General features: G+C 55.7%; 21 protein-coding genes. 4 read left to right on the plus strand and 17 right to left on the minus strand.

Annotated elements, in window-relative coordinates; genetic code table 11:
* Positions 1-177: 177 nt before the first annotated feature.
* Positions 178-888 carry a DUF3053 domain-containing protein gene (locus tag ACOT1A_RS09335; RefSeq protein WP_023299059.1) on the minus strand — a complete coding sequence of 237 codons (711 nt, stop codon included), beginning with the start codon at positions 886-888 and terminating at the stop codon, positions 178-180.
* A gap of 330 nt (positions 889-1,218) precedes the next feature.
* On the opposite strand from ACOT1A_RS09335, the gene ACOT1A_RS09340 reads away from it, so the two are divergent.
* Complete coding sequence (locus ACOT1A_RS09340) at positions 1,219-1,506, plus strand: HTH-type transcriptional regulator (protein WP_003860776.1); 288 nt, start codon at positions 1,219-1,221, stop codon at positions 1,504-1,506.
* Between the two features lie 38 nt (positions 1,507-1,544).
* Here the strand turns inward: ACOT1A_RS09340 and ACOT1A_RS09345 are convergent, their stop codons facing one another.
* The 3 genes from ACOT1A_RS09345 to ubiD form a co-directional block, all read right to left on the minus strand.
* Positions 1,545-3,170, minus strand: a complete 1,626-nt coding sequence (locus ACOT1A_RS09345) for an ABC-F family ATP-binding cassette domain-containing protein (protein ID WP_276169994.1) — start codon at positions 3,168-3,170, stop codon at positions 1,545-1,547.
* Positions 3,171-3,387: 217 nt separating this feature from the next.
* Positions 3,388-4,089: an NAD(P)H-flavin reductase gene (fre, locus tag ACOT1A_RS09350; protein ID WP_003860778.1), complete on the minus strand. Its 702-nt coding sequence runs from the start codon at positions 4,087-4,089 to the stop codon at positions 3,388-3,390.
* Positions 4,090-4,128: 39 nt separating this feature from the next.
* Positions 4,129-5,622: a 4-hydroxy-3-polyprenylbenzoate decarboxylase gene (gene ubiD / locus ACOT1A_RS09355; protein WP_088581798.1), complete on the minus strand. Its 1,494-nt coding sequence runs from the start codon at positions 5,620-5,622 to the stop codon at positions 4,129-4,131.
* 172 nt (positions 5,623-5,794) lie between these two features.
* Here ubiD and rfaH point away from each other — a divergent pair, with 172 nt between their 5' ends.
* A complete protein-coding gene (gene rfaH, locus ACOT1A_RS09360) occupies positions 5,795-6,286 on the plus strand; it encodes a transcription/translation regulatory transformer protein RfaH (protein ID WP_032626529.1) in 492 nt (163 codons plus the stop codon).
* Here the strand turns inward: rfaH and tatD are convergent.
* The 9 genes from tatD to udp all read right to left on the minus strand — a co-directional run bounded on the left by tatD (position 6,283) and on the right by udp (position 14,193).
* Positions 6,283-7,065: a 3'-5' ssDNA/RNA exonuclease TatD gene (gene tatD, locus ACOT1A_RS09365; protein WP_023299055.1), complete on the minus strand. Its 783-nt coding sequence runs from the start codon at positions 7,063-7,065 to the stop codon at positions 6,283-6,285. The two genes, rfaH and tatD, sit on opposite strands and share 4 nt — an antisense overlap.
* A 41-nt stretch (positions 7,066-7,106) precedes the next feature.
* Positions 7,107-7,877, minus strand: coding sequence for a Sec-independent protein translocase subunit TatC (gene tatC, locus ACOT1A_RS09370; protein WP_022646678.1), 771 nt, complete (start codon positions 7,875-7,877; stop codon positions 7,107-7,109).
* 2 nt (positions 7,878-7,879) lie between these two features.
* A complete protein-coding gene (gene tatB, locus ACOT1A_RS09375) occupies positions 7,880-8,422 on the minus strand; it encodes a Sec-independent protein translocase protein TatB (protein ID WP_038415050.1) in 543 nt (180 codons plus the stop codon).
* Positions 8,423-8,425: 3 nt separating this feature from the next.
* On the minus strand, positions 8,426-8,680 hold the full coding sequence (tatA, locus tag ACOT1A_RS09380; protein ID WP_022646676.1) for a Sec-independent protein translocase subunit TatA: 255 nt from the start codon (positions 8,678-8,680) through the stop codon (positions 8,426-8,428).
* A gap of 76 nt (positions 8,681-8,756) precedes the next feature.
* Complete coding sequence (gene ubiB, locus ACOT1A_RS09385) at positions 8,757-10,397, minus strand: ubiquinone biosynthesis regulatory protein kinase UbiB (protein ID WP_022646675.1); 1,641 nt, start codon at positions 10,395-10,397, stop codon at positions 8,757-8,759.
* The gene (ubiJ, locus tag ACOT1A_RS09390) at positions 10,394-10,999 is read right to left on the minus strand and encodes a ubiquinone biosynthesis protein UbiJ (protein WP_022646674.1); all 606 of its coding nucleotides are present in this window, start codon (positions 10,997-10,999) and stop codon (positions 10,394-10,396) included. Before ubiJ ends, ubiB begins: the two co-directional genes overlap by 4 nt.
* Positions 11,000-11,012: 13 nt before the next feature.
* On the minus strand, positions 11,013-11,768 hold the full coding sequence (gene ubiE / locus ACOT1A_RS09395) for a bifunctional demethylmenaquinone methyltransferase/2-methoxy-6-polyprenyl-1,4-benzoquinol methylase UbiE (protein ID WP_022646673.1): 756 nt from the start codon (positions 11,766-11,768) through the stop codon (positions 11,013-11,015).
* 66 nt (positions 11,769-11,834) lie between these two features.
* Complete coding sequence (gene rmuC / locus ACOT1A_RS09400) at positions 11,835-13,292, minus strand: DNA recombination protein RmuC (RefSeq protein ID WP_105322895.1); 1,458 nt, start codon at positions 13,290-13,292, stop codon at positions 11,835-11,837.
* 139 nt (positions 13,293-13,431) lie between these two features.
* Complete coding sequence (gene udp, locus ACOT1A_RS09405; protein ID WP_003860792.1) at positions 13,432-14,193, minus strand: uridine phosphorylase; 762 nt, start codon at positions 14,191-14,193, stop codon at positions 13,432-13,434.
* 259 nt (positions 14,194-14,452) lie between these two features.
* On the opposite strand from udp, the gene ACOT1A_RS09410 reads away from it, so the two are divergent.
* Positions 14,453-15,259, plus strand: a complete 807-nt coding sequence (locus ACOT1A_RS09410) for a dienelactone hydrolase family protein (protein ID WP_022646671.1) — start codon at positions 14,453-14,455, stop codon at positions 15,257-15,259.
* A gap of 47 nt (positions 15,260-15,306) precedes the next feature.
* Here ACOT1A_RS09410 and metE read toward each other — a convergent pair whose 3' ends face one another.
* Positions 15,307-17,568, minus strand: a complete 2,262-nt coding sequence (gene metE / locus ACOT1A_RS09415; protein WP_063853761.1) for a 5-methyltetrahydropteroyltriglutamate--homocysteine S-methyltransferase — start codon at positions 17,566-17,568, stop codon at positions 15,307-15,309.
* 115 nt (positions 17,569-17,683) lie between these two features.
* Between metE and metR the strand changes: the two genes are divergently transcribed.
* A complete protein-coding gene (gene metR, locus ACOT1A_RS09420) occupies positions 17,684-18,637 on the plus strand; it encodes an HTH-type transcriptional regulator MetR (protein WP_015570000.1) in 954 nt (317 codons plus the stop codon).
* On the opposite strand, the gene ACOT1A_RS09425 is transcribed toward metR, so the two are convergent.
* The 3 genes from ACOT1A_RS09425 to pldB form a co-directional block, all read right to left on the minus strand.
* Positions 18,525-19,424, minus strand: coding sequence for a carboxylate/amino acid/amine transporter (locus tag ACOT1A_RS09425; protein WP_045309031.1), 900 nt, complete (start codon positions 19,422-19,424; stop codon positions 18,525-18,527). The genes metR and ACOT1A_RS09425 overlap by 113 nt on opposite strands.
* Before the next feature lie 82 nt (positions 19,425-19,506).
* Complete coding sequence (yigL, locus tag ACOT1A_RS09430) at positions 19,507-20,307, minus strand: sugar/pyridoxal phosphate phosphatase YigL (protein ID WP_023299050.1); 801 nt, start codon at positions 20,305-20,307, stop codon at positions 19,507-19,509.
* 31 nt (positions 20,308-20,338) lie between these two features.
* Complete coding sequence (gene pldB / locus ACOT1A_RS09435; protein ID WP_022646668.1) at positions 20,339-21,331, minus strand: lysophospholipase L2; 993 nt, start codon at positions 21,329-21,331, stop codon at positions 20,339-20,341.
* Between the last annotated feature and the right edge of the window lie 45 nt (positions 21,332-21,376).

A 21,376-nucleotide genomic window follows, 5' to 3' on the forward strand; every position in this document is an offset into this window, starting at 1 on the left:
GCGATGAAGGAAGGGTCACTACGAAGGGTATCTATGGATAACAATCTGGACTGCTTTACTAAACTGCTTTAGGTCTGTGTAACAAACCGACGAAGATAGTTATACCGATATGGTAGAAGAATGACAAGCGTTATTTTCATCATGCATAAAAAAACCCCGCCGAAGCGGGGGTTTTTCTTATTCCGTTGCAGCGACCGCTGCGCTCCAGGCCTGGCTAAAGGCCTGATGCTGGGACGCCAGCGGCCCTATCAGCGTATTGTACTGACTCGCCTGCTGGGAGGTCGGGAACTGGATACCGTTAGAGACGAAGCTCACCTGCGTACCCTGCTCATTAATAAAGTCACCCACCTGAACCAGCTGCTGAGTAAAGACTTGCGCCGCCGGGATCAGTGGTTGCAAGGCGTTTGACGGCTTGGTCACGACTTTCTCATACACCTGGTCATAAACCGGCTTGAGATCCTCGTCCTGCTTCAACGCGGAGCGCGACGCATCAGCCTGCATTTTGGCATTTTGCAACTGCTGGCTCAGCACCCCAAGGGCGCCGTTGGACTGGCGCAGCGGTTCGCGCTGGGTCATATAATCCTGTGGAACGCGAATGGCATTGACGCTATCCACGACCGGGCGAATGCCCGAATCCATCGCCTGGCTTACCTGCTGTGAATAGCCATACAGAATGGCGTAATCCGACACGAATGGACCAAACTGTTTTTTCTGATCCGCAGTCAGCGTTGGTAAACGCTCGCCGCTACGCATCACTGTATTCTGTAAAAAATCGATAAACGCTTTGCGCTGATCGCCTTCTTTATCGAAACACCCACTCAGGCTAACAACCATCAACAACGCCGCAATAGGCGCAAACCAGCGAGAGCAGGACTTTCCTGTCGCCATTTTATTACTCCTTTCACCCAAAAAGCGCACACCGGCACACGCGTGCCCAACGCTGACAAGGATAGTCCAGGTCAGCCTTGCAAGATAGAGTTTTCATGCAAAACGGGTATTGCCGTTTTTGTACTGACTATTTACAAAAAAATACCTGTGCATCCCTACATATGATTAATCAGGTAATTAGCATAACTATCCATATAGCTGAAACGGGTAAAGCGATCGTTATCGCACAATTAATCACAACCGTGACGATCCTGTGTTTGGTTTAAGGACTATTCTTAACATGCTCTCTGATGTTCATGATCCCGATGTGTGATTTATGAGGAGTTCTCAATGGAATTAAAAGATCCTGAGTTTGAGCTGCTGAGCAGCCTGGAACAGATTATTTTTAAAGATGTACCGCCGACAGTTACCCTGAATCAAAAGTCCAATCCTTTTAGTGAATTTGAGCGTTTACGCAAAGGGTCGGGCCTGAAAACAGATGAATTCGCAAGAGCGATGGGTGTCAGCGTAGCGATGGTGCTGGAGTGGGAGTCAAAGCGTGAAAAACCTACCCCAGCCGAGCTAAAGCTGATGCGCCTGATACAGGCAAACCCTGACCTTCGCAAGCAGTTAGCCTGATAAAGTTTGTTTGCCCCCGCCCTTGCGGGGGCTTGTGTTTAGAGGCTTTCACATCGCCATCCCGACTCTTCCCACACCAGCTCATGCGTCAGCTTTAATCCTGCTAAAAACGCTTCATCGTGCGACACCACCAGCAGCGCGCCGGGATAATCGGCCAGGGCCGCTTCAATGGCCTGAACGGAAGCCAGATCGAGGTGGTTGGTCGGCTCATCCAGAAGCAACAGCTGCGTTGCCGCTTCACGCCACAATACGCAGGCTAGCGCGGCCTTCAGGCGCTCGCCGCCGCTTAGATCGGCCAGTGGAAGTGTCACTTTCTCCGCGCCCAGCTGAAGCTGCGCTAAACGGGTACGCAGCGCCCCCTCTTCGAGCGGCGTATTGCCCAGGCTAAGGTGTGTCATCACCGACTGCGACAGATCCAGCCGGGAAAGATGCTGATCGAGATAAGCACATCTGACGGAGACCTTACAGGTTCCCGTAACAGGGGCGGTTTCGCCCAACATCACTTTCAACAGCGTGGATTTCCCACAGCCGTTCGGCCCGCGTAGCGCCACGCGCATCGGGCCATCCATTCGCCAGTTTATCGGGGAGACAGGCACGTGCGGAAGCACCAGTTCTTCCAGCACCAGCACCAGCACCTGTTTTCCCTCCGGGATTTCACTGCCCGGCAGGGTAAACATCACCGCGTTATCCTCTTCAACCCGCTCGCGTGCCTGGTTAACCGCAGCGTTCAGGGCATGATTTTGATCGCTATGCTTTTTTTTCCAGGAACCAATCCGCTCTTTCGCCGCCCCTTTGTATTTGACCCGTTCAAACGAGGCGATGTTAAGGCTGTCGACCGTGCGAAGCGTTTTGGCCGAACGACGCTGGCTGTCGTCATGTTCTTTATGCATACGGGCGCGGGTACGCTTGCGTTCGGTGGCAGCATGCTCCAGCGCGGCGCGGGCAGCCAGTTGCTCAGCATCACGCTGGGTTCGATAGTCAGCATAATTCCCGCCGTAGCTGCGCAAGCCCAACGCGCTCAGTTCAAGGATACGCGGTACCTGGGCCAGCAACTCACGGTCGTGAGAGGCCACCAGCACCCCGCCCTGATACCGGGAAAGCTGCTCGTAGAACCACACGCGGCCTTGCCTGTCGAGGTGGTTGGTCGGTTCGTCCAGCAGCAGGTAATCAGCATCCGCGGTGAATGCGCCGCACAGCAAGGCACGAATGCGCTCGCCGCCGCTTAGCTCTGCCGCGCGTTTGTTCGGCTCAAAAGCGGGAAGTTTTGCAGCGATAAAAGCCTGGCTTAGCCGTTCAGCCAGATCCCAGTAACCATCGAGCGTGTCGAGATCGTCGGGTTCATAATGACCGCCGTCGATGCGCGTGCGCGCCGCAAAGATCGCGTCGTAACCAAGCAGTCCGGCAAGAGTCGTATCCGCAGAAATATCCTGCTGCTGCGCCACATAGACGTGTGTACCAAAGCGCTCAACGTGACCGCTGGCGGGTTCATCAACCCCTGCCAGCAGACGCAGAAGGCGTGTTTTACCGCTGCCGTTGCGGCCAACCAGCGCACACACTGACGCATCCAGAGAAAGATTCAGTGGACCAAAAAGGATATCGCCCGTCGCAAACTGACAGGTGACCTGATGCAAAATAAAAGAGGGGGATTGCGCAAAATGAGCCATAAGCACTCCTGAATGAAATCAAAACATCCCCTGCCGACGCGATGCGTTGAGCAAGGATCGAAATTCATCAGTCGTGTTTGTTCATTTTTGGGGGGCGCTCCTGAGGGAGAAATTTAACGGGAACAAGAATAATGGCAATGCGCCGCTCATTTCAAGGTTAAATTTTCACCAGCGCTATTGCCCGAGCGTAAAAAACCCGCCGAAGCGGGTCTCACAATCAGATAAACGCAAACGCATCGCCAAACAGACGATCTTCCCGCGCGTCACGCTCATTGCAGAACAGGTCGCGGGCAATTTTCGCCATTTCAAAGCGACCGGCAATGTAGATATCGTGCCCGGCCAGCGTTCCGTGATCCTGCAATACCGCAGTCAGCACCGTACCGCTGCGCCCGCGCCAGCCCTCTTCCGGCTGCTCGACAACCGGCTCGATGCGCAGGTTTGGATGATTGACGCTCAGCGCTTCCAGCTCAGACAGATCGTAAAGGTGCTTCTCTTCACGGCCGCCCCAATAGATGGTGATATCGCGATTTGGATTACGCGCCAGCGCCGTCAACAGAATAGAGCGGACATAGGAGAAGCCTGTACCACCGGCAATCAGGATCAGCGGACGGTCTTCGTCTTCACGCAGCCAGGCCTCGCCGTGAGGAATATCGACCACGATTTCACGCTCTTTCAGGATGCGATCCATCACGGCCATCGCGTACAGGTTAAGCTCAGACGCACCAATATGCAGCTCAATAAATTCCTTCTCTGCTGGCGTTGAGGCCATAGAGAAAGGACGCTTATCACGCTCGTCCATCACGACCATCAGGTACTGACCGGCACGGAATGAGAATGCCGCTTCAGGAACCAAACGGACGCGATATACGGTGTCGGTAATAGCATCTACCGACGTCACTTTACAGCTTAAGGTTGTCATTCGCTCTCTCTGTCGGGAAGTCTATAGGGCTAAACGGTCTTATTCTGCCTTACCGTTATTCATTATGGCCAGCTCGTCCCAGATCGCGTCAATTCGCGCGGTCACGGCAGGATCTTTTTCGATCGGGCGACCCCATTCACGGTCGGTTTCGCCAGGCCATTTGTTCGTGGCATCCAGTCCCATTTTTGAACCAAGGCCGGAAACCGGCGAGGCAAAGTCCAGATAATCAATCGGCGTGTTTTCCACTAACACCGTATCACGCGCCGGATCCATACGCGTGGTGATGGCCCAGATGACGTCATTCCAGTCGCGGGCATTGACGTCATCATCGCAGACAATCACAAACTTGGTATACATAAACTGGCGCAGGAAAGACCATACGCCCATCATCACGCGCTTAGCGTGACCGGCATACTGCTTCTTCATCGTCACCACCGCCAGGCGATACGAACACCCTTCCGGCGGCAGATAAAAATCAACAATTTCCGGGAACTGCTTTTGCAGGATCGGCACGAACACTTCGTTCAGCGCCACGCCAAGTACCGCCGGTTCATCCGGTGGGCGGCCGGTGTAAGTTGAATGATAAATGGCATCTTCACGCTGGGTAATGTGCGTGACGGTGAATACCGGGAAGTTATCCACTTCGTTGTAATAGCCGGTGTGGTCGCCGTACGGTCCTTCGGGTGCCAGCTCGCCCTGTTCAATGTAACCTTCCAGCACGATCTCTGCGCTGGCTGGCACTTCCAGGTCATTGGAGATGCACTTCACCACTTCGGTTTTGGTGCCGCGCAGCAGCCCTGCAAAGGCATATTCAGACAGCGTATCAGGAACAGGCGTCACCGCGCCCAGAATGGTTGCCGGATCGGCACCCAGCGCGACGGAAACCGGGAAGCGTTCGCCCGGATGGGCCGCGCACCACTCCTGGAAATCCAGCGCGCCACCGCGGTGGGACAACCAGCGCATGATGAGCTTGTTCTTGCCAATCAGCTGCTGGCGATAAATGCCGAGGTTTTGACGCTCTTTATGCGGCCCACGCGTCACGGTGAGGCCCCAGGTAATCAGCGGTGCGGCATCTTCAGGCCAGCACTGCATGATGGGAATTTTGGTCAGATCAACCGCATCGCCTTCCAGCACTTTTTGCTGGCATGGCGCGCCGCGCAGGCGTTTGGTGGGCATATTCAACACCTGCTTAAACTGCGGCAGCTTGTCGAACAGGTCGCGGAACCCTTTTGGCGGCTCCGGCTCTTTCAGAAAGGCCAGCAGTTTGCCCACTTCACGCAGCGCCGTGACATCTTCCTGCCCCATGCCCATCGCCACGCGGCGAGGTGTGCCAAACAGGTTGCACAGTACAGGCATAGCGTAGCCTTTTGGGTTTTCAAACAGCAACGCCGGGCCGCCCGCGCGCAGGGTGCGGTCAGCGATTTCTGTCATTTCCAGATACGGATCAACAGGAAGCGTAATGCGTTTGAGTTCGCCCTGCTTTTCCAGCAGCGCCAGGAAGTCGCGTAGATCGTGGTATTTCATGCAGTTAATCATGGCCTCTCTGTAAGCGCTTCATTATACGGCGTAAGACCGCGTGATGCTGTAATTTTGTTAAATTAGCGTGAACTTCCACGACTTACTCTCTTTTTCGCCATTATAATCACCTTAGCGATCCCGCCAGGGTTTTGGTATGCTTGCGCCCCGAACAATGGGAAGAGTGATTATGCAGGCCTGGTATTTACTGTATTGCAAACGCGGGCAACTTCAGCGCGCACAGGAACATCTTGAACGTCAGTCTGTTAACTGCCTGACGCCCGTGATCACGCTTGAAAAAATGCAGCGTGGAAAACGCACGACCGTCAGTGAGCCTCTGTTCCCGAACTATCTGTTCGTTGAGTTCGACCCCGAAGTGATCCACACCACGACGATCAGCGCCACGCGCGGCGTCAGCCATTTTGTGCGTTTTGGTGCCCATCCGGCAAGAGTACCGTCATCGGTTATTCATCAGCTCTCTGTCTACCAGCAGCCTGAAGATATTACCGATCCGGAAACCCCTTATGCCGGGGACAGCGTGGTGATCACCGAAGGCGCTTTTGAAGGGTTACAGGCCATCTTCGCTGAACCAGACGGTGAAGCGCGTTCTATGCTGCTGCTCAACCTGCTGAACAAAGAGGTGTTGCAGAGCGTTAAAAACACCGATTTCCGCAAAGTTTAGAACTGCACGCCGAACAGACGACGCACGTTGTCATCGGTTTGGGCTGCCAGCCACTGCGCATCTTCCCCGCGCCAGTACGCCACTCGCTCAGCAATGTGTCCCAGATAAGCCGGTTCGTTACGTCGTGATGCCGGTTTGGGCTGCATATCCCGGGGCAACAGATACGGCGCATCCGTTTCCAGCAACAAACGATCGGCCGGGATTACGGATAACAGCTCGCGCAGCTCCAGCCCACGACGCTCATCGCACACCCAGCCCGTGATACCCAAGTAAAGCCCGCGGTTCAGGCAATCCAGCGCTTCCTGACGGGAGCCCGTAAAGCAGTGCAACACCGCGCCTGGCAGTTTCTCCAGCCAGGGGTCCAGTAGCGCCAGAAAACGTTCATGCGCATCGCGACAGTGCATAAACACCGGCATCCCCAGCTCTGCAGCCAGCGCGAGCTGGGCGGTAAATGCCTTCTCCTGCTCTTCAGGCGTCGAGAAATTACGGTTGAAATCAAGCCCGCATTCGCCAATGGCAACCACTTCTGGCGTAGCCGCCAGACGATGAAGCGCCTCAGCGCTTTCATGCGTCCACTGGCTGCTGTCATGAGGGTGCACGCCTGCGGTGGACCAGCAGTGTTGATAGCGTTGCGCCAGCTGCCGTGCCTGCTCACTCTCATGCAGATTTGTTCCCGTCAGTAACAGCCCGTTCACGCCGGCGGCAAAGGCGCGCGCCACCACCTCATCGCGGTCTTTCGCAAACTGGGCGCTGGTCAGGTTAAGCCCGATATCAAACATACGTATCCCCATATGACAACCGCCCTGACGGGCGGTTGGTTTTATTCTTTAGTGGTCTCTTCAGACGGCTCGTCTTCTTCGTCCCGGGTACGCCCCTTTCCGACGTAGAAACGAGCGAAGAATACGCCGACTTCAAACAGGCAGTACATGGGTATCGCCAGTAAGGTTTGTGAGAAGACGTCCGGTGGCGTTAACAGCATACCAACGACAAATGCCCCTACCAGGATGTACGGGCGCTTCTTACGCAGATCGTCAGGCGTGGTCACCCCCACCCAGCAGAGCAGGACAATCGCGACGGGCACCTCGAAGGCGACACCAAAGGCCATAAACAGCGCCATCACGAAGCTGAGGTAGCTGGCGATGTCCGTCGACACCTGTACCCCTTCCGGCGCGGTATGCGTCAGGAAGCCAAAGGCCAGCGGGAAGACAACGAAGTAGGCGAACGCCATACCGATATAAAACAGCAGCGAACTGGACACCAGCAGCGGAATAACCAGCTTGCGTTCATGCCTGTACAGCGCGGGTGCCACAAATGCCCAGACCTGATACAAAATGACCGGCGCAGAGGCAATCAACGACACCCAGAAGGTCAGCTTGATCGGGGTAAAGAACGGCGAGGCAACGTCCGTTGCAATCATCGTTGCGCCCAGCGGCATCTGCTTAATCAGCGGTGCGGAAACCACCTGATAGATATCGTTGGCAAAATAGACCAGACATAAAAAAATGAGGAAAACCGCAATAATGCAGTTTAACAGACGCTTACGCAGCTCAATGAGGTGCGTAATCAGCGGTTGAGTATCATCTACTGCCATGTTTACGCTTTATCACTCGACGAGGGGGATGATTCGGAAACGGGCGCGGCGGGTTTTACCTCAGCCGTTTTGACCACGGGCTCTTCCGGCGGCACCTGCTTTTTCACTTCGGGCTTCTGCGGCGATTGCTCTGGCGAAGCAGCCTGATGCTCCGCGCTGGAAGGCGTCACACCCTCGCGCTGCTCTTCGCTGCCCTTCACCACCGGATTATGGATGGTGTTTGCTTCATCACTCGCCTTCTCAGGATCGTTAACGCTGTATGAGCGCTTCATGGATTCAGCCGCTTCGCGCAACTCATCCATGGATGCTTTCAGCTCCGGCGTCAGGTTATCCATGCTCGCCTTTTCAACCTTTTTCAGGCTGTCCTGAAATTCCTGAAGCTTCAGTTCCTGCGCCAGCTCGTTCTGCACGGTCGTTGCCAGCGAACGGAGCGCACGCACCCAGCCCACGACAGTTTTTACCGCAACGGGTAAACGCTGCGGCCCCAGCACAATCAAACCAATCACAAAGACCAGCAGTAACTCACCAAAACCAATGTCGAACACGAATTACACCTGCTCTTTATCGTGACGTTTGGCCTCTTCCTTTTTGGCTTCGTCCTGCTTATCGGCGATAGATTTAGCGGTAAAATCAGCGTCCTGACCGCTTTTTTCCTGCTTATTCTCATCATCGCTCATGGCTTTCTTGAAGCCTTTGATTGACGCGCCCAGGTCGGAACCAATTGATCCGAGTTTTTTCGTGCCGAACAGCAGCACAACGATGACGGCAATGATCACTAACTGCCAGATACTGATACCACCCATGCGTGTTCCCCAGTGATAGATGATTAATTAGTCAGATCGCATTATACGTATGCAATCCCTCGATAGCGACGCTAATTCAGCGTGTTTTTTGCCAGCCAGCAAGCCAGACAACCACACCGGCAGCCATAATCCAGGCTGGCATCATTTCCCAGTCCGGACGATTGATCAACAGCAACGTGCCGCTTATCAGCAGCGTCGCGCCAATTCCGAAGAGATAGCGGGACTGCCCCTGACGCACGCGACTGGATTGAAGCTCGTGCGCGATTTTATCCATGCTGTGCTGAAGGTTCTTGCTCTGACGCAAACTGTCGTAAACCAGTTCAGGAATTTCTGGCATTTTTTCAATCCAGAACGGGCCTTTCTCTTTAAGCGAGCGAACCAGGGCTGGAATACCGACCTGATCCTTAATCCAGGATTCGAGGAACGGTTTCGCGGTTTTCCACAAGTCTAACTGAGGATAGAGCTGGCGGCCTACGCCCTCAACGTAAAGTAATGTTTTCTGAAGTAAAACTAATTGTGGCTGCACTTCCATATTAAACCGGCGTGCGGTGTTGAACAGGTTGAGCAGAACATGCCCGAAAGAGATCTCTGAGAGCGGCTTTTCAAAAATTGGCTCACAGACGGTACGGATCGCAAATTCAAACTCTTCCACGTTGGTATCTGGCGGAACCCAGCCTGAATCCACGTGCAGTTCGGCCACCTTACGGTAGTCGCGATTGAAGAAAGCGATAAAGTTCTCGGCGAGATAACGCTTATCCTCTTTATTCAGCGAGCCGACAATACCGCAGTCGATGCCGATGTATTTCGGATCTTCCGGGTGCTCATAGCTGACGAAAATGTTGCCCGGATGCATGTCAGCATGGAAGAAGCTGTCGCGGAAAACCTGAGTAAAGAAGACCTGCACGCCGCGCTCGGCCAGCAGCTTCATGTTGGTGCCCTGTTTTTCCAGCGCTACCACGTCCGAGACCGGGATGCCATAGATACGTTCCATCACCATCATGTTCTGACTGCAATAGTCAGAATAGACTTCAGGAACATACAGCATCGGGCTGTCTTCAAAGTTTCGACGCAGCTGAATGGCGTTCGCCGATTCACGCAGCAGGTTAAGTTCATCGATGAGCGTTTTTTCGTATTCCCGTACCACTTCCAGCGGACGCAGACGGCGGCCATCCGGCAACAGACGCGGCACCCAGCGAGCCAGGCGATAGATCAGCTTCATGTCCGCTCTGATAACCGGCAGGATATCCGGGCGAATCACCTTAATGACCACCTCTTTGCCATTCTCCTTCAGGCGCGCGGTGTGAACCTGCGCAATAGAGGCAGAGGCCAGAGGCTGAATGTCGAAATCATCAAACCAGGTCTCGATGGGGATATTGCCCATCGCTTCTTCGATTTGTTTCTTCGCTCTCTCTCCGTCAAACGGAGCGACGCGGTCCTGCAATAGCGCGAGCTGATCGGCAATCTGCGGCGGGAAAAGGTCGCGACGCGTTGAGAGCATCTGCCCAAACTTGATCCAGACCGGTCCCAGCTCCTGCAACGCAAGACGCAGGCGTGCGCCCAGCTCCTGATCCTTATGGCGATTCGGCATCCAGAACAGCGTGCGACGCCAAAGCCGAAGCGGCAGGGTAATACGCATTCTGGGGATAAGCTCGTCGAGCCCGTAGCTCAAAAAGGTGCGAACGATAAAATAGAGGCGCCGAATTTCACCAGGCGTCATTTGCCCTCCAGTTTTTCCAGCCGTTTGGTTAACGCATCAACTGCGCGCTCAACTGCCGCGGTCTCTTCTGCAAACCAGGCGACTTCTAAAGGCCCAGGCGCCATACGCCACTCTTCGGTCAGCACCTCGGCAGCATAGCGCTGTTGACGGAGCAGGCCTTTACGCAGGAAAGTGGAACCCGTGCGCAGCGTTTTGCTTATCCCTTCAGCCGCGATGTCGCCGATATAGGGCGCCAGCAGTTCCGCGGGGTCAAATTCAGCCTGATCGCTGAGTGCAACGAAGTTCTGTACCACCTGAATATCGCCCTCGACCTCCAGCTCACCGCTGCGAATAAGCGCCGTCATCTGCTGACGGTCACGCAGTTTTGGCAATACGCTCATGTGCGTAATCACCGAGCAGTCAGCCTCGCCTTCCCACTCCCCCAGAACGTCAAGCTGGCGTTCGCTGAAGACCAGCACAAGCGGCGTCGAGAACTCTTTTAAAACGATACGCAGCACCTTTCCGTTAAGCCGCTGACGTGCGGTTTTCAGCGCCGGGGCGCGATACAGAAAGGCATTCAGTACATTCTCGATGCCTGCGGTGACTAAGGGTTTAATGGGCACGGGAAACCTCCACTCAGAACTTGTAACCACGATGCAGCGCGACGACACCCGCCGTCATATTGAAGTATTCCACGTTTTCAAACTCCGCATCCTGCATCATCGCTTTCAGCGTGTCCTGATCCGGGTGCATTCGGATGGATTCGGCCAGATAACGGTAACTTTCTGCATCGTTTGCCACCAGCTCGCCGATGCGCGGCAGAACGTGGAAGGAATAGGCATCGTAAGCTTTGCTCAGCGGGTCGATAATTGGTTTAGAAAACTCGAGAACCAGCAGTCGGCCACCCGGCTTCAGCACGCGGTACATAGAGCGCAGCGCTTTATCTTTATCGGTCACGTTACGCAGGCCGAAGGAGATGGTGATGCAGTCGAACGTATTGTCCGGGAACGGCAGCGCTTCGGCGTTGGCCTGAACATATTCAACGTTGCCTACCACGCCGATGTTACGCAGCTTTTCGCGTCCCATTTTCAGCATGGAGTCGTTGATATCTGCCAGCACCACGCGACCGGTTTCGCCAACCAGACGGGAGAATTTAGCGGTCAGATCCCCTGTGCCGCCGGCTAAATCCAGTACCTTTTGTCCACGGCGCACGCCGCTGCAATCAATAGTGAAGCGCTTCCACAAGCGATGAATGCCAAATGACATCAAATCATTCATCACATCGTACTTCGCCGCCACGGAATGAAATACGTGGGCCACCATGTCAGCTTTCTGCGCTTTGGCGACAGTCTGAAAGCCAAAGTGCGTTGTGTCTTGTGAATCGTCAACCATCTCAGAGCCTGCTAATCAGTCAAATGTTCGTGAAGTGTAACAGATTGGGCGCATTTGCCCTACGTTTCAACCACCGCGAAAGAAACGCGCCGACTGCGCTTCGGGGGATAAACTCGCCGCTAACCCATTGTCTTCATTGCGGCTATTTTGCTCACCATCGCCTTCACGCAAACGAAACTCCTCGTCCTGAGCCGTAGCCTGCTCCACCAGTTCCGGATTAATCTCGCGTTTAACTTCCACCCCCAGGCTGCGAAACGCCTCCGCCTGCGCCAGCAAATTGCCGCGCCCGGAGGAGAGTTTTTTCATCGCCTGGCGGTAGTTATCCTGCGCGCGATCCAGGCTTTGCCCCACCGAGGACATATCATCCACAAACAGCCGCATTTTGTCGTACAGCTTGCTGGCGCGATCGGCAATCTGCTGCGCGTTACGGCTTTGGTGCTCATAACGCCACAGGTTGGCAATGGTACGTAACGCCACCAGCAGCGTGGTGGGGCTGACCAGCATAATGTTATTTTTCAGCGCTTCGGTGATCAGTTCGGGCTGTCTGTCGAGCGCCAGCAGGAAGGCAGGCTCAACCGGAATGAACATCAGCACATAATCCAGCGATCGCAGCCCCGGCAATTGTTGATAATCTTTTCTGCCCAGCAGACGGATATGGTTACGCACGGAGGCGATATGCTCCTGCAACGCTGTCTCGCGGATATAGTCATCTTCCGCGTTGAAGTAGCGCTCATAGGCCACCAGCGTCATTTTGGCGTCGATAACCACATCTTTGCCCTGCGGCAGACGAACAATGACATCCGGCTGCATTCGCGAGCGCGCATCGTTTTCAATGCTGACCTGCGTTTCGTATTCGTATCCTTCACGCAGGCCAGAGGCCTCCAGCACGCGCGTCATGACCACTTCGCCCCAGTTTCCCTGCGCTTTGTTATCACCTTTCAGTGCGCGCGTCAGGTTAACCGCCTCCTGAGCCATCTGCGCATTCAGCTGCTGGAGATTACGGATCTCATGCGCCAGCGTGTGGCGCTCGCGAGCCTCCTGACCAAAGCTGTCCTGCACCTGACGGCGAAAGCCGTCCAGCTGTTCACGCAGCGGCGTCAGAAGGCTGTTCAGGCTCTGGCGGTTCTGCTCATCCACGCGGCGATTGCTGTGCTCAAAAATGCGGTTCGCGAGGTTCTCAAACTGCTCGCTAAGACGCTGCTCGCTGTTGATCATCTGACGGATTTTGTCTTCGGCGTGCAGTTGGGTGGATTCAAGGCGGGTGGTCACTTCCCGGAGATCGGCCTCCAGCGAGGTGTTAATGTCGCGAAGATTGCGCAGTTCGTTATTGAGCAGTTCACACTCATCGCGCCAGTGGTCACACAGCGCAAGCTGTTGTTTCGTCGCGCTGAGTTCGGCGACGATCTCTTCGCGCTCTGCCAGCTGATCGGCTTTCTGCTGAGCATGTTGGTAGCCGCAAATGAGCCAGCCAATCCCCACGCTCACCAGCGCAACTACCGCATAAACCAGGATTGAGATATCCACAATGCCCCCTGCATCCACGTGTAACCCGCACAAAATAGAATTGTGCTGTATGAACGTCCAGTTTGAAAGGGTTTTCCTGCGAGGCGTTACGCAAAAAAGAAAGGCCGAGCATGTCGGCCTTTTAGCACTGAAGAGAGAATTAGATCAGACGGCGCGCCGCTTCAACCACGATTTTCACCGCATGGCTTTCAGTCTGCTTCATGGTTTCAGCGTTCGGGATCTCCTGCTGGGTACGGTTGACGATAACGCCCGCCACCATACCGGCACGCAGACCCTGGCTTGCGCACATGGTCAGCAGCGTCGCAGATTCCATTTCGTAGTTCATGACGCCCATCGACTGCCACTCTTCCATTGAGCCTTTGAAACGGCTCACCACGCGACCAGAGAAGGTGTCGTAACGCTCCTGGCCCGGGTAGAAGGTATCGGAAGATGCAGTGACGCCCACGTGGGTGGTGGCGCCCACGGATTTCGCCGCTTCAACCAGCGCGGTGGTGCATTCGAAATCAGCCACTGCCGGGAATTCCATCGGTGCAAAGTGCAGGCTTGCCCCGTCCAGACGCACGGATGCGGTGGTAACCAGCACGTCGCCCACGTTGATGTGCGGCTGAATGGCGCCTGTGGTGCCAATGCGCAGGAAAGTACGAATGCCCAGCTGTGCCAGCTCTTCAACGGCGATAGAGGTAGACGGGCCACCGATACCGGTAGAGCACACGATCACCGCTTTACCGTCCAGCTCTGCGCGCCAGGTGGTGAATTCGCGATGCGCTGCCAGCTTAACCGGCTTATCCATCAGCGCGGCGATCTTTTCCACACGCTCAGGATCGCCAGGGACGATAGCAAGCGTAGCCCCTTGTAAATCGTTTTTAGTGAGGCCGAGATGAAAAACATCAGACTTAGACATAGGTGACTCCTCTGTGGGTCGGTTTGTCAGAAGAAGTAAAACGGTACTTTACAGAAGCAATGTGCATTATTTCGTGACACACCTCACCATGAATGAAAATGATTGCAGTTAATTTCCATAAAATGGTGATTCACATCACATTAACAAGTTATATCGCCGGGTGCTGCACAAAAGATAGACGCTATAAGGCACTGTGGGTTGTTAACCTGGTGTCTATATTTATCTTTGCGCTAATCCATTCATTGGTACGGAGAATGCCATGACTGAAAAAACCGGTTTTGCACCAGCTGCGGCCCCGCATGCTTCAACCATCGTCTCAACCCCTGAAGAGGCCATTACCGCAGGCGAGACCTCCATTCCCTCCCAGGGAGAGAACATGCCAGCGTACCACGCGAGGCCAAAATCCGCCGATGGCCCGCTGCCCATCGTGATCGTGGTGCAGGAAATATTTGGCGTTCATGAACATATTCGCGACCTCTGCCGCCGTCTGGCGCTGGAGGGTTACCTGGCCGTTGCGCCGGAACTCTATTTCCGTCAGGGCGATCCGAATGATTACAGCGACATCCCGACGCTGTTCAGCAACCTGGTCAGCAAAGTGCCGGACGCGCAGGTGCTGGCCGATCTCGACCACGTTGCCAGCTGGGCAGCGCGCAACGGTGGCGACCCGCACCGTCTGATGGTGACTGGCTTCTGTTGGGGCGGACGCATTAGCTGGTTGTACGCCGCGCATAACCCGCAGCTAAAAGCGGCTGTGGCCTGGTACGGCAAGCTGGTGGGTGAAAAAACGCTGAATTCACCGAAGCAACCTGTTGATATTGCCACGGATTTAAATGCGCCTGTGTTGGGGCTCTATGGCGGTCAGGATACCGGGATCCCGCTTGATACGGTCGAGACCATGCGCCATGCGTTGCGCGCAGCAAACGCGAAGGCGGAAATTGTGGTGTATCCGGAAGCCGGGCACGCCTTTAATGCCGATTATCGTCCGAGCTATCATGCGGAATCGGCGAAAGATGGCTGGCAGCGGATGCTGACATGGTTTAGCCAGTACGGCGGGAAAAAAGCGTAAAAGCAAAAAGCCCGGTGGCGGCTACGCCTGACCGGGCCTACATTTCATCAAGCCTGACGCAAATTCTGCGCCGCCTGCACCATGTTCGCCAGCGCCGCGCGGGTTTCAGGCCAGCCACGGGTTTTCAGGCCGCAGTCCGGGTTTACCCAAAGACGTTCCGCCGGGATGCGCTGGGCCGCTTTTTGCAGCAGCGATTCAATCCACTCCACGCTTGGCACATTCGGGGAGTGAATGTCGTACACGCCCGGCCCGATTTCGTTCGGGTAGTCGAACTCTTCGAACGACTCCAGCAGCTCCATGTCTGAACGCGAGGTCTCGATGGTGATCACATCGGCGTCGAGCGCGGCAATGGAGTCCATGATGTCGTTAAATTCGCAGTAACACATGTGGGTGTGGATCTGCGTATCGTCCTTCGCGACAGCCGCGTTGAGGCGGAACGCCTCCACGCCCCACTGTAAGTAAGCATCCCAGTCGCTGCGACGCAGCGGCAAACCTTCACGCAGCGCAGGTTCGTCGATCTGAATGATGCCAATCCCGGCCGCTTCCAGATCCGCAACTTCATCGCGCAGCGCCAGGGCGATCTGTTTGGCGATGGTTTCCCGGGTTACGTCTTCACGCGGGAACGACCAGCAGAGAATGGTCACCGGACCCGTCAGCATGCCTTTTACCGGTTTGTCGGTCAGAGACTGGGCATACTTCGCCCACTCCACGGTAATCGCTTCCGGGCGGCTGACGTCGCCGATTACCACCGGCGGCTTCACGCAGCGGGAGCCGTAGCTCTGCACCCAACCGTTCTGGGTAAAGACAAACCCGTCCAGGTGCTCACCGAAGTATTCCACCATGTCGTTACGCTCGGCTTCACCGTGCACCAGCACGTCCAGACCTAAACGTTCCTGCTCGACAATCGCCTGTTTGATGTGTTCCGCAATACCGGTGCGGTAGTGATTCGCATCCAGATTGCCCTTTTTGAAGTCCAGGCGCAGGCTGCGGATCTCGGTAGTCTGCGGGAAGGAGCCGATTGTCGTGGTCGGCCACGCGGGCAGGTTAAAGCGCGCACGCTGGGCTTCGGCGCGCACTTCATACGGGCTCTGGCGCTGGCTGTCCCGGGCGGTGATGGCCGCCAGACGTTTTTCCACTGCCGGGTTATGCACGCGCGTCGAGTGACGGCGCGCCTGGATCGGAGCGCTCCAGTCGCTAATCGCTGCCGTGTCGCCGCTGTTCAACGCGTCGCGCAGCAGAGCCAGCTCCTCACACTTTTGCAGGGCGAAGGCAAACCAGCTTTTCACCTCAGGGTCGAGTCGGGTCTCCACGCTCAGGTCAATCGGGCTATGCAGCAGGGAACAGGAAGAAGCCACCCACAATTCACGTTTACCGACTATGTCTTTAATTTGTGCATATTTCTCGGTGAGATCGGCACGCCAGACGTTACGACCATTCACCAGACCGGCAGAGAGCAGCCAGTCCACTGGCAGACGCTTGTGCAACTCTGCTACATCGTCTTTGCCGTGAACGAGGTCAACGTGCAGACCCTGAACCGGCAGCGCGGTAATGGTTTTCAGGTTCGGCGTGACGCCTTCGAAGTAGGTGGTCAGCAGCAGCTTCACCTGCCCGGTGAGCGCGTTATACGCCGGTTTGAAGGCGTCCAGCCACGCCTGCGGCAGCTCAAGCACCAGCGCCGGTTCATCGATTTGCACCCACTGAATGCCGCGTTTGCCCAGCTCAATCAGCACCTGCTTATAAACCGGCAGAATGTCGTTCAGCAGGCTGAGGCGGTCGAACTGTTCGCCTTTCACTTTGCCCAGCCACAGGTAGGTTATCGGCCCCAGCAGCACGGGTTTCACCTGGTGACCCAGCGCCAGCGCTTCGTCCACTTCATCCAGAAGCTGGGTCCAGGTCAGTTTGAACTGCTGGCCTTTAACGAACTCCGGCACCATATAGTGATAGTTGGTGTTGAACCACTTGGTCATTTCCGCCGCTGCCGCTGGCTCACCCGTTGGCGCGCGGCCACGGCCGATGCGGAACAGGGTATCGATATCCACCGATCCATCGTTGTTCTGATGACGAGCCGGCACGTTGCCAAGCAGCAGGCTGGTGGTCAGAACATGGTCGTACCAGGCGAAATCGCCCACCGGCAGCAGGTCAATGCCCGCCTGTTTTTGCTGATCCCAGTGACGCGCGCGCAGCTCACGTCCCACCGCCAGCAGTTCTTCACGGGTGGCGTTACCTGCCCAGTAGCTTTCTTGCGCTTTTTTTAGCTCGCGACGCAGGCCAACGCGAGGGAAACCGAGAGTGTGAGTGCGGATTGTCATGGTATGCCCCTTGTGAAATTCGTTATTTAGACGTCCAGATGTTTACACATCTATAATTGGCAGGTACTGTATATTCCTCAAGCGCAAAATGTTCATGGCGAAGTGAAGGACTTTCATGATCGAGATAAAACACCTGAAAACGCTACAAGCGTTGCGGAACTGCGGTTCTCTTGCGGCGGCAGCGGCCACGCTGCACCAGACTCAGTCTGCCCTTTCTCACCAGTTCAGCGATCTGGAACAACGCCTCGGCTTTCGTCTTTTTGTGCGTAAGAGCCAGCCTTTGCGCTTTACGCCGCAGGGCGAAATTTTGCTTCAGCTGGCGAACCAGGTGCTGCCGCAGATTGCCAGCGCGTTGCAGTCCTGCAACGAGCCGCAGCAGACCACCCTGCGCATCGCCATTGAGTGTCACAGCTGTATTCAGTGGCTGACCCCCGCGCTTGAGAATTTCCGCCAGAAGTGGCCGCAGGTGGAGATGGACTTCAAGTCCGGCGTCACGTTTGATCCGCAGCCGTCGCTTCAGCAGGGTGAGCTGGATCTGGTGATGACCTCTGATATTCTGCCGCGCAGCGGTCTGCACTATTCGCCAATGTTTGATTTTGAGGTACGTCTGGTGCTGGCCCCGGACCATCCGCTGGCCGCCAAAACGCGTATCACGCCGGAAGATCTGGCAACGGAGACGCTGCTGATTTACCCGGTACAGCGCAGTCGTCTGGATATCTGGCGCCATTTCCTGCAACCCGCAGGCATCAGCCCACAGCTGAAAAGCGTGGATAACACGCTGCTGTTAATTCAGATGGTGGCGGCCAGAATGGGAATTGCGGCGCTGCCGCACTGGGTGGTCGAGACGGTTGAACGCCAGGGTCTGGTGGTTACCAAAACCCTGGGTGAAGGACTGTGGAGCCGGCTGTACGCCGCCGTGCGCGACGGCGAGCAGCGTCAGCCGATTACGGAAGCGTTTATTCGCTCAGCGCGGAACCACGCGTGCGACCATCTTCCGTTTGTGCGGAGCGCGGAGCGACCCAGCGGCGATGTACCCACAGCGAAGCCAGGATCACCGTTCCCCCAATAAGGAAACTCGGCCAGTGCGGCTGTTCCTGCCAGATGGCGAGGTTCACCAGTAGCCCCGCCGGCACGTGCACGTTGTTCATGATCCCCAGCGTTCCGGCGTCTACCTGCGTCGCGCCGTAGTTCCACATAAAGTAGCCCAGCCCCGAGGCCACCACGCCCAGCCAGACCAGAACGCTCCACTGCACGGTGGTGGTCGGCAGCTTTTGCGGGTTGCCGAGCATAAACCATGCCGCAATCGCGACAATCGCCGCGCCCATATAGAACCACGCAAACGCGTTATGCTGCGGCATCGGGCGGGTCTCCATCAGGCGTTTATAGCCCACCATCCCGATGGCGAAGCTGATATTGGCGAGCTGGACGAACATCAGCCCGGTCCAGAAGTGATCGCTCACCTTGTCATAGCGAATTATCGCCGCGCCAATGACTGCCAGCGCCGCGCTCAGCAGATATCCCCAGCGCAGGCGGCGCCTGCTGAGCAGGTCGTAAATCAGCGTGATATAGAGCGGCGTGAGCACGGTAAAGAGCAGAAATTCCGAGACGGAGAGGTAGACGTAAGCCCGGAAGCTGAACAGGTACATGATGCCGAGCTGCATTGCGCCTACCAGCATGTACAGCAGAATGGTTTTCAGCGATTGCCCGCGGGTACGCAGGAACGGCAGGAACACCAGCGCCGCCAGCCCCACACGCATCAGCACCGAAAAGTAGCTGTCGACCGATCCGGCAAGGTATTCGCCAATCAGGCTAAAGGAGAAGGCCCACAGGATAGTGGTGATAATGAGTAGCGCCACAATGCTTGTCTCTCAGAAAGAAGGAGAGGCATTGTAGCGAACTCTTTAGTTGACATCTGAACAATAAATAATCAAATGAAGATTATTCAAGGAACAGTTTGCGCAAATACTTAGGTACCGCGTTGTCTGCGTTGGTGCCAATCACTTCCAGCTCCGGGTGCAGATCTTTCAGGCGCTGGTGCGCGTTCTGCATGATGCAGCCTTTGCCCGCCATGGAGAGCATCTCGGCATCGTTCATGCCATCGCCGAACGCGATGCAGTCTTTCAGATCAAAGCCCAGACGCTTCGCGACCGCTTCCAGCGCGTGACCTTTGGACACCCCGCCCGCCATCACTTCCAGACAAGTCAGCGTGGAGAAGCTCACGTTCACGCGGTCTCCCCAGCGGGCGTTGATCGCCTGCTCCAGCGGAAGCAGCGCTTCGTGACTTTCGCAGGTAAAGAACACCTTGCTGATCCCTTCAGGATCCAGCAAACCCGGTTCATACAGGGAGTAGTTGAAGACGGCTTCCTTGAAGAAACGCATTTCGTCCGGGCGATGACGGTTCATAAACCACTCGTCGTCGCGATAAACGTTAGTGACGATATCCGGGTTGTTATGCACAATGCCGAACAAATCAGTGGCGATGTCGCGATCGAGATTGTGGGTAAAAATCAGGTTGCCGTCCGTGTCGTGTACGCGCGCACCGTTGGAGGTGATCATGTACGACTTGATCTCCAGGTTATCGCGGATCTGCCCCACGTCCACGTGGTGGCGGCCGGTGGCGAACACAAAGTTCACGCCACGGGCAGTCAGGAGTTTTAAGGTCTCTTTCGCATAAGGCGACAGGGTGTGGTCGGGGGAAAGCAGCGTGCCATCTAAATCAGATGCAACAACCTGGTACATAGGGATTTCAACCTCTGGTGGAAAACAATAATCAGTTATGCCTGTTGAAAAATTCAACAATGGCGTTGAGCGCGACTGAGCGCATAGCGTCCTTTTCAAAAAGGATCTCATGGTACGCACCGTTGATGACCAGCGGTTTACCCCCTTCACAGGGATGGCCCGCCGCGGCGCGAAGTTCACAATAGCGGTCATGCATGCGGTTATCCACCACACGCTCTTCTTCCGCCTGGATCAGAAGCGTCGGCGTGTCATCATCGCCTACGCCCGCCAGCACCTGCTCACCGGCATGAATACCTTCCCGCACCCAGTGCCAGGTGGGGCCGCCGACCCGTAGACGCGGTTCATCAGCATAAAAACGCAGGTTGCGGCGATAACGCTGCCGACTGTGGGTTAACACGTTGATGGCAAACGGCAACGCCCGCCAGCGTCCTGTTCCGATGGCATAGCCTTCACGAATGCGCTGATGGCCCTCAGCCCAGTCGAGAAGATGGCGCACCATCCAGTCAGGAAAACGAATCACAATGCCGTACATCGGCGCGGTCAGCGCAATGGCGTCGCACTGGTGCTTATGGCGCTGCAAAAACAACGTCGAGATCGCGCCCCCCATGGAGTGGGCAAGAATATAACGCTTGCGCCACGGTCCGGGCTGCACTTCCTGCTGCCAGAACGCGGCCAGATCGTCGACGTAATCGCTGAAGTTATCCACGTGGCCGCGATGGGTATCCGGCAGCATCCGGCCGGATAGCCCCTGCCCGCGATGGTCGATAATTAACACATCAAAGCCCAGATGGAACAGGTCATACGCCAGCTCGGCATATTTGATATAGCTTTCGATGCGCCCGGGGCAAACCACAATCACCCGGTCATTTTTTTCATCATGGAAACGAACGAAGCGTACCGGGATATCCCCGACGCCCATAAACTCATCTTCCTCACGCTGGCGCCAGAAATCGGTCAGCGGCCCCATGGAGAAAGCAGCAAATGCGTTTTCTCGTGTTTCCCAGTCCTTTTTCTGCTGAAACATTGGGTTTCCACCCCCCGTAATTCAGGGAATATCGTTTTTTTCGTC

Origin of the sequence: Enterobacter cloacae complex sp. SYL003 (assembly GCF_049236925.1) — a bacterium.
Taxonomy (GTDB): domain Bacteria; phylum Pseudomonadota; class Gammaproteobacteria; order Enterobacterales; family Enterobacteriaceae; genus Enterobacter; species Enterobacter intestinihominis.

Coding starts and splice junctions, on each gene's coding strand:
- udp (WP_003860792.1), bottom strand. CDS start 14,193: ATGTCTAAGTCTGATGTTTTTCATCTCGGCCTCACTAAAAACGATTTA.
- yigL (WP_023299050.1), bottom strand. CDS start 20,307: ATGTACCAGGTTGTTGCATCTGATTTAGATGGCACGCTGCTTTCCCCC.
- ACOT1A_RS09410 (WP_022646671.1), top strand. CDS start 14,453: ATGACTGAAAAAACCGGTTTTGCACCAGCTGCGGCCCCGCATGCTTCA.
- rfaH (WP_032626529.1), top strand. CDS start 5,795: ATGCAGGCCTGGTATTTACTGTATTGCAAACGCGGGCAACTTCAGCGC.
- ACOT1A_RS09340 (WP_003860776.1), top strand. CDS start 1,219: ATGGAATTAAAAGATCCTGAGTTTGAGCTGCTGAGCAGCCTGGAACAG.
- ACOT1A_RS09335 (WP_023299059.1), bottom strand. CDS start 888: ATGGCGACAGGAAAGTCCTGCTCTCGCTGGTTTGCGCCTATTGCGGCG.
- ubiB (WP_022646675.1), bottom strand. CDS start 10,397: ATGACGCCTGGTGAAATTCGGCGCCTCTATTTTATCGTTCGCACCTTT.
- tatC (WP_022646678.1), bottom strand. CDS start 7,877: ATGGCAGTAGATGATACTCAACCGCTGATTACGCACCTCATTGAGCTG.
- ubiE (WP_022646673.1), bottom strand. CDS start 11,768: ATGGTTGACGATTCACAAGACACAACGCACTTTGGCTTTCAGACTGTC.
- pldB (WP_022646668.1), bottom strand. CDS start 21,331: ATGTTTCAGCAGAAAAAGGACTGGGAAACACGAGAAAACGCATTTGCT.
- tatD (WP_023299055.1), bottom strand. CDS start 7,065: ATGTTTGATATCGGGCTTAACCTGACCAGCGCCCAGTTTGCGAAAGAC.
- fre (WP_003860778.1), bottom strand. CDS start 4,089: ATGACAACCTTAAGCTGTAAAGTGACGTCGGTAGATGCTATTACCGAC.
- metE (WP_063853761.1), bottom strand. CDS start 17,568: ATGACAATCCGCACTCACACTCTCGGTTTCCCTCGCGTTGGCCTGCGT.
- metR (WP_015570000.1), top strand. CDS start 17,684: ATGATCGAGATAAAACACCTGAAAACGCTACAAGCGTTGCGGAACTGC.
- ACOT1A_RS09345 (WP_276169994.1), bottom strand. CDS start 3,170: ATGGCTCATTTTGCGCAATCCCCCTCTTTTATTTTGCATCAGGTCACC.
- tatA (WP_022646676.1), bottom strand. CDS start 8,680: ATGGGTGGTATCAGTATCTGGCAGTTAGTGATCATTGCCGTCATCGTT.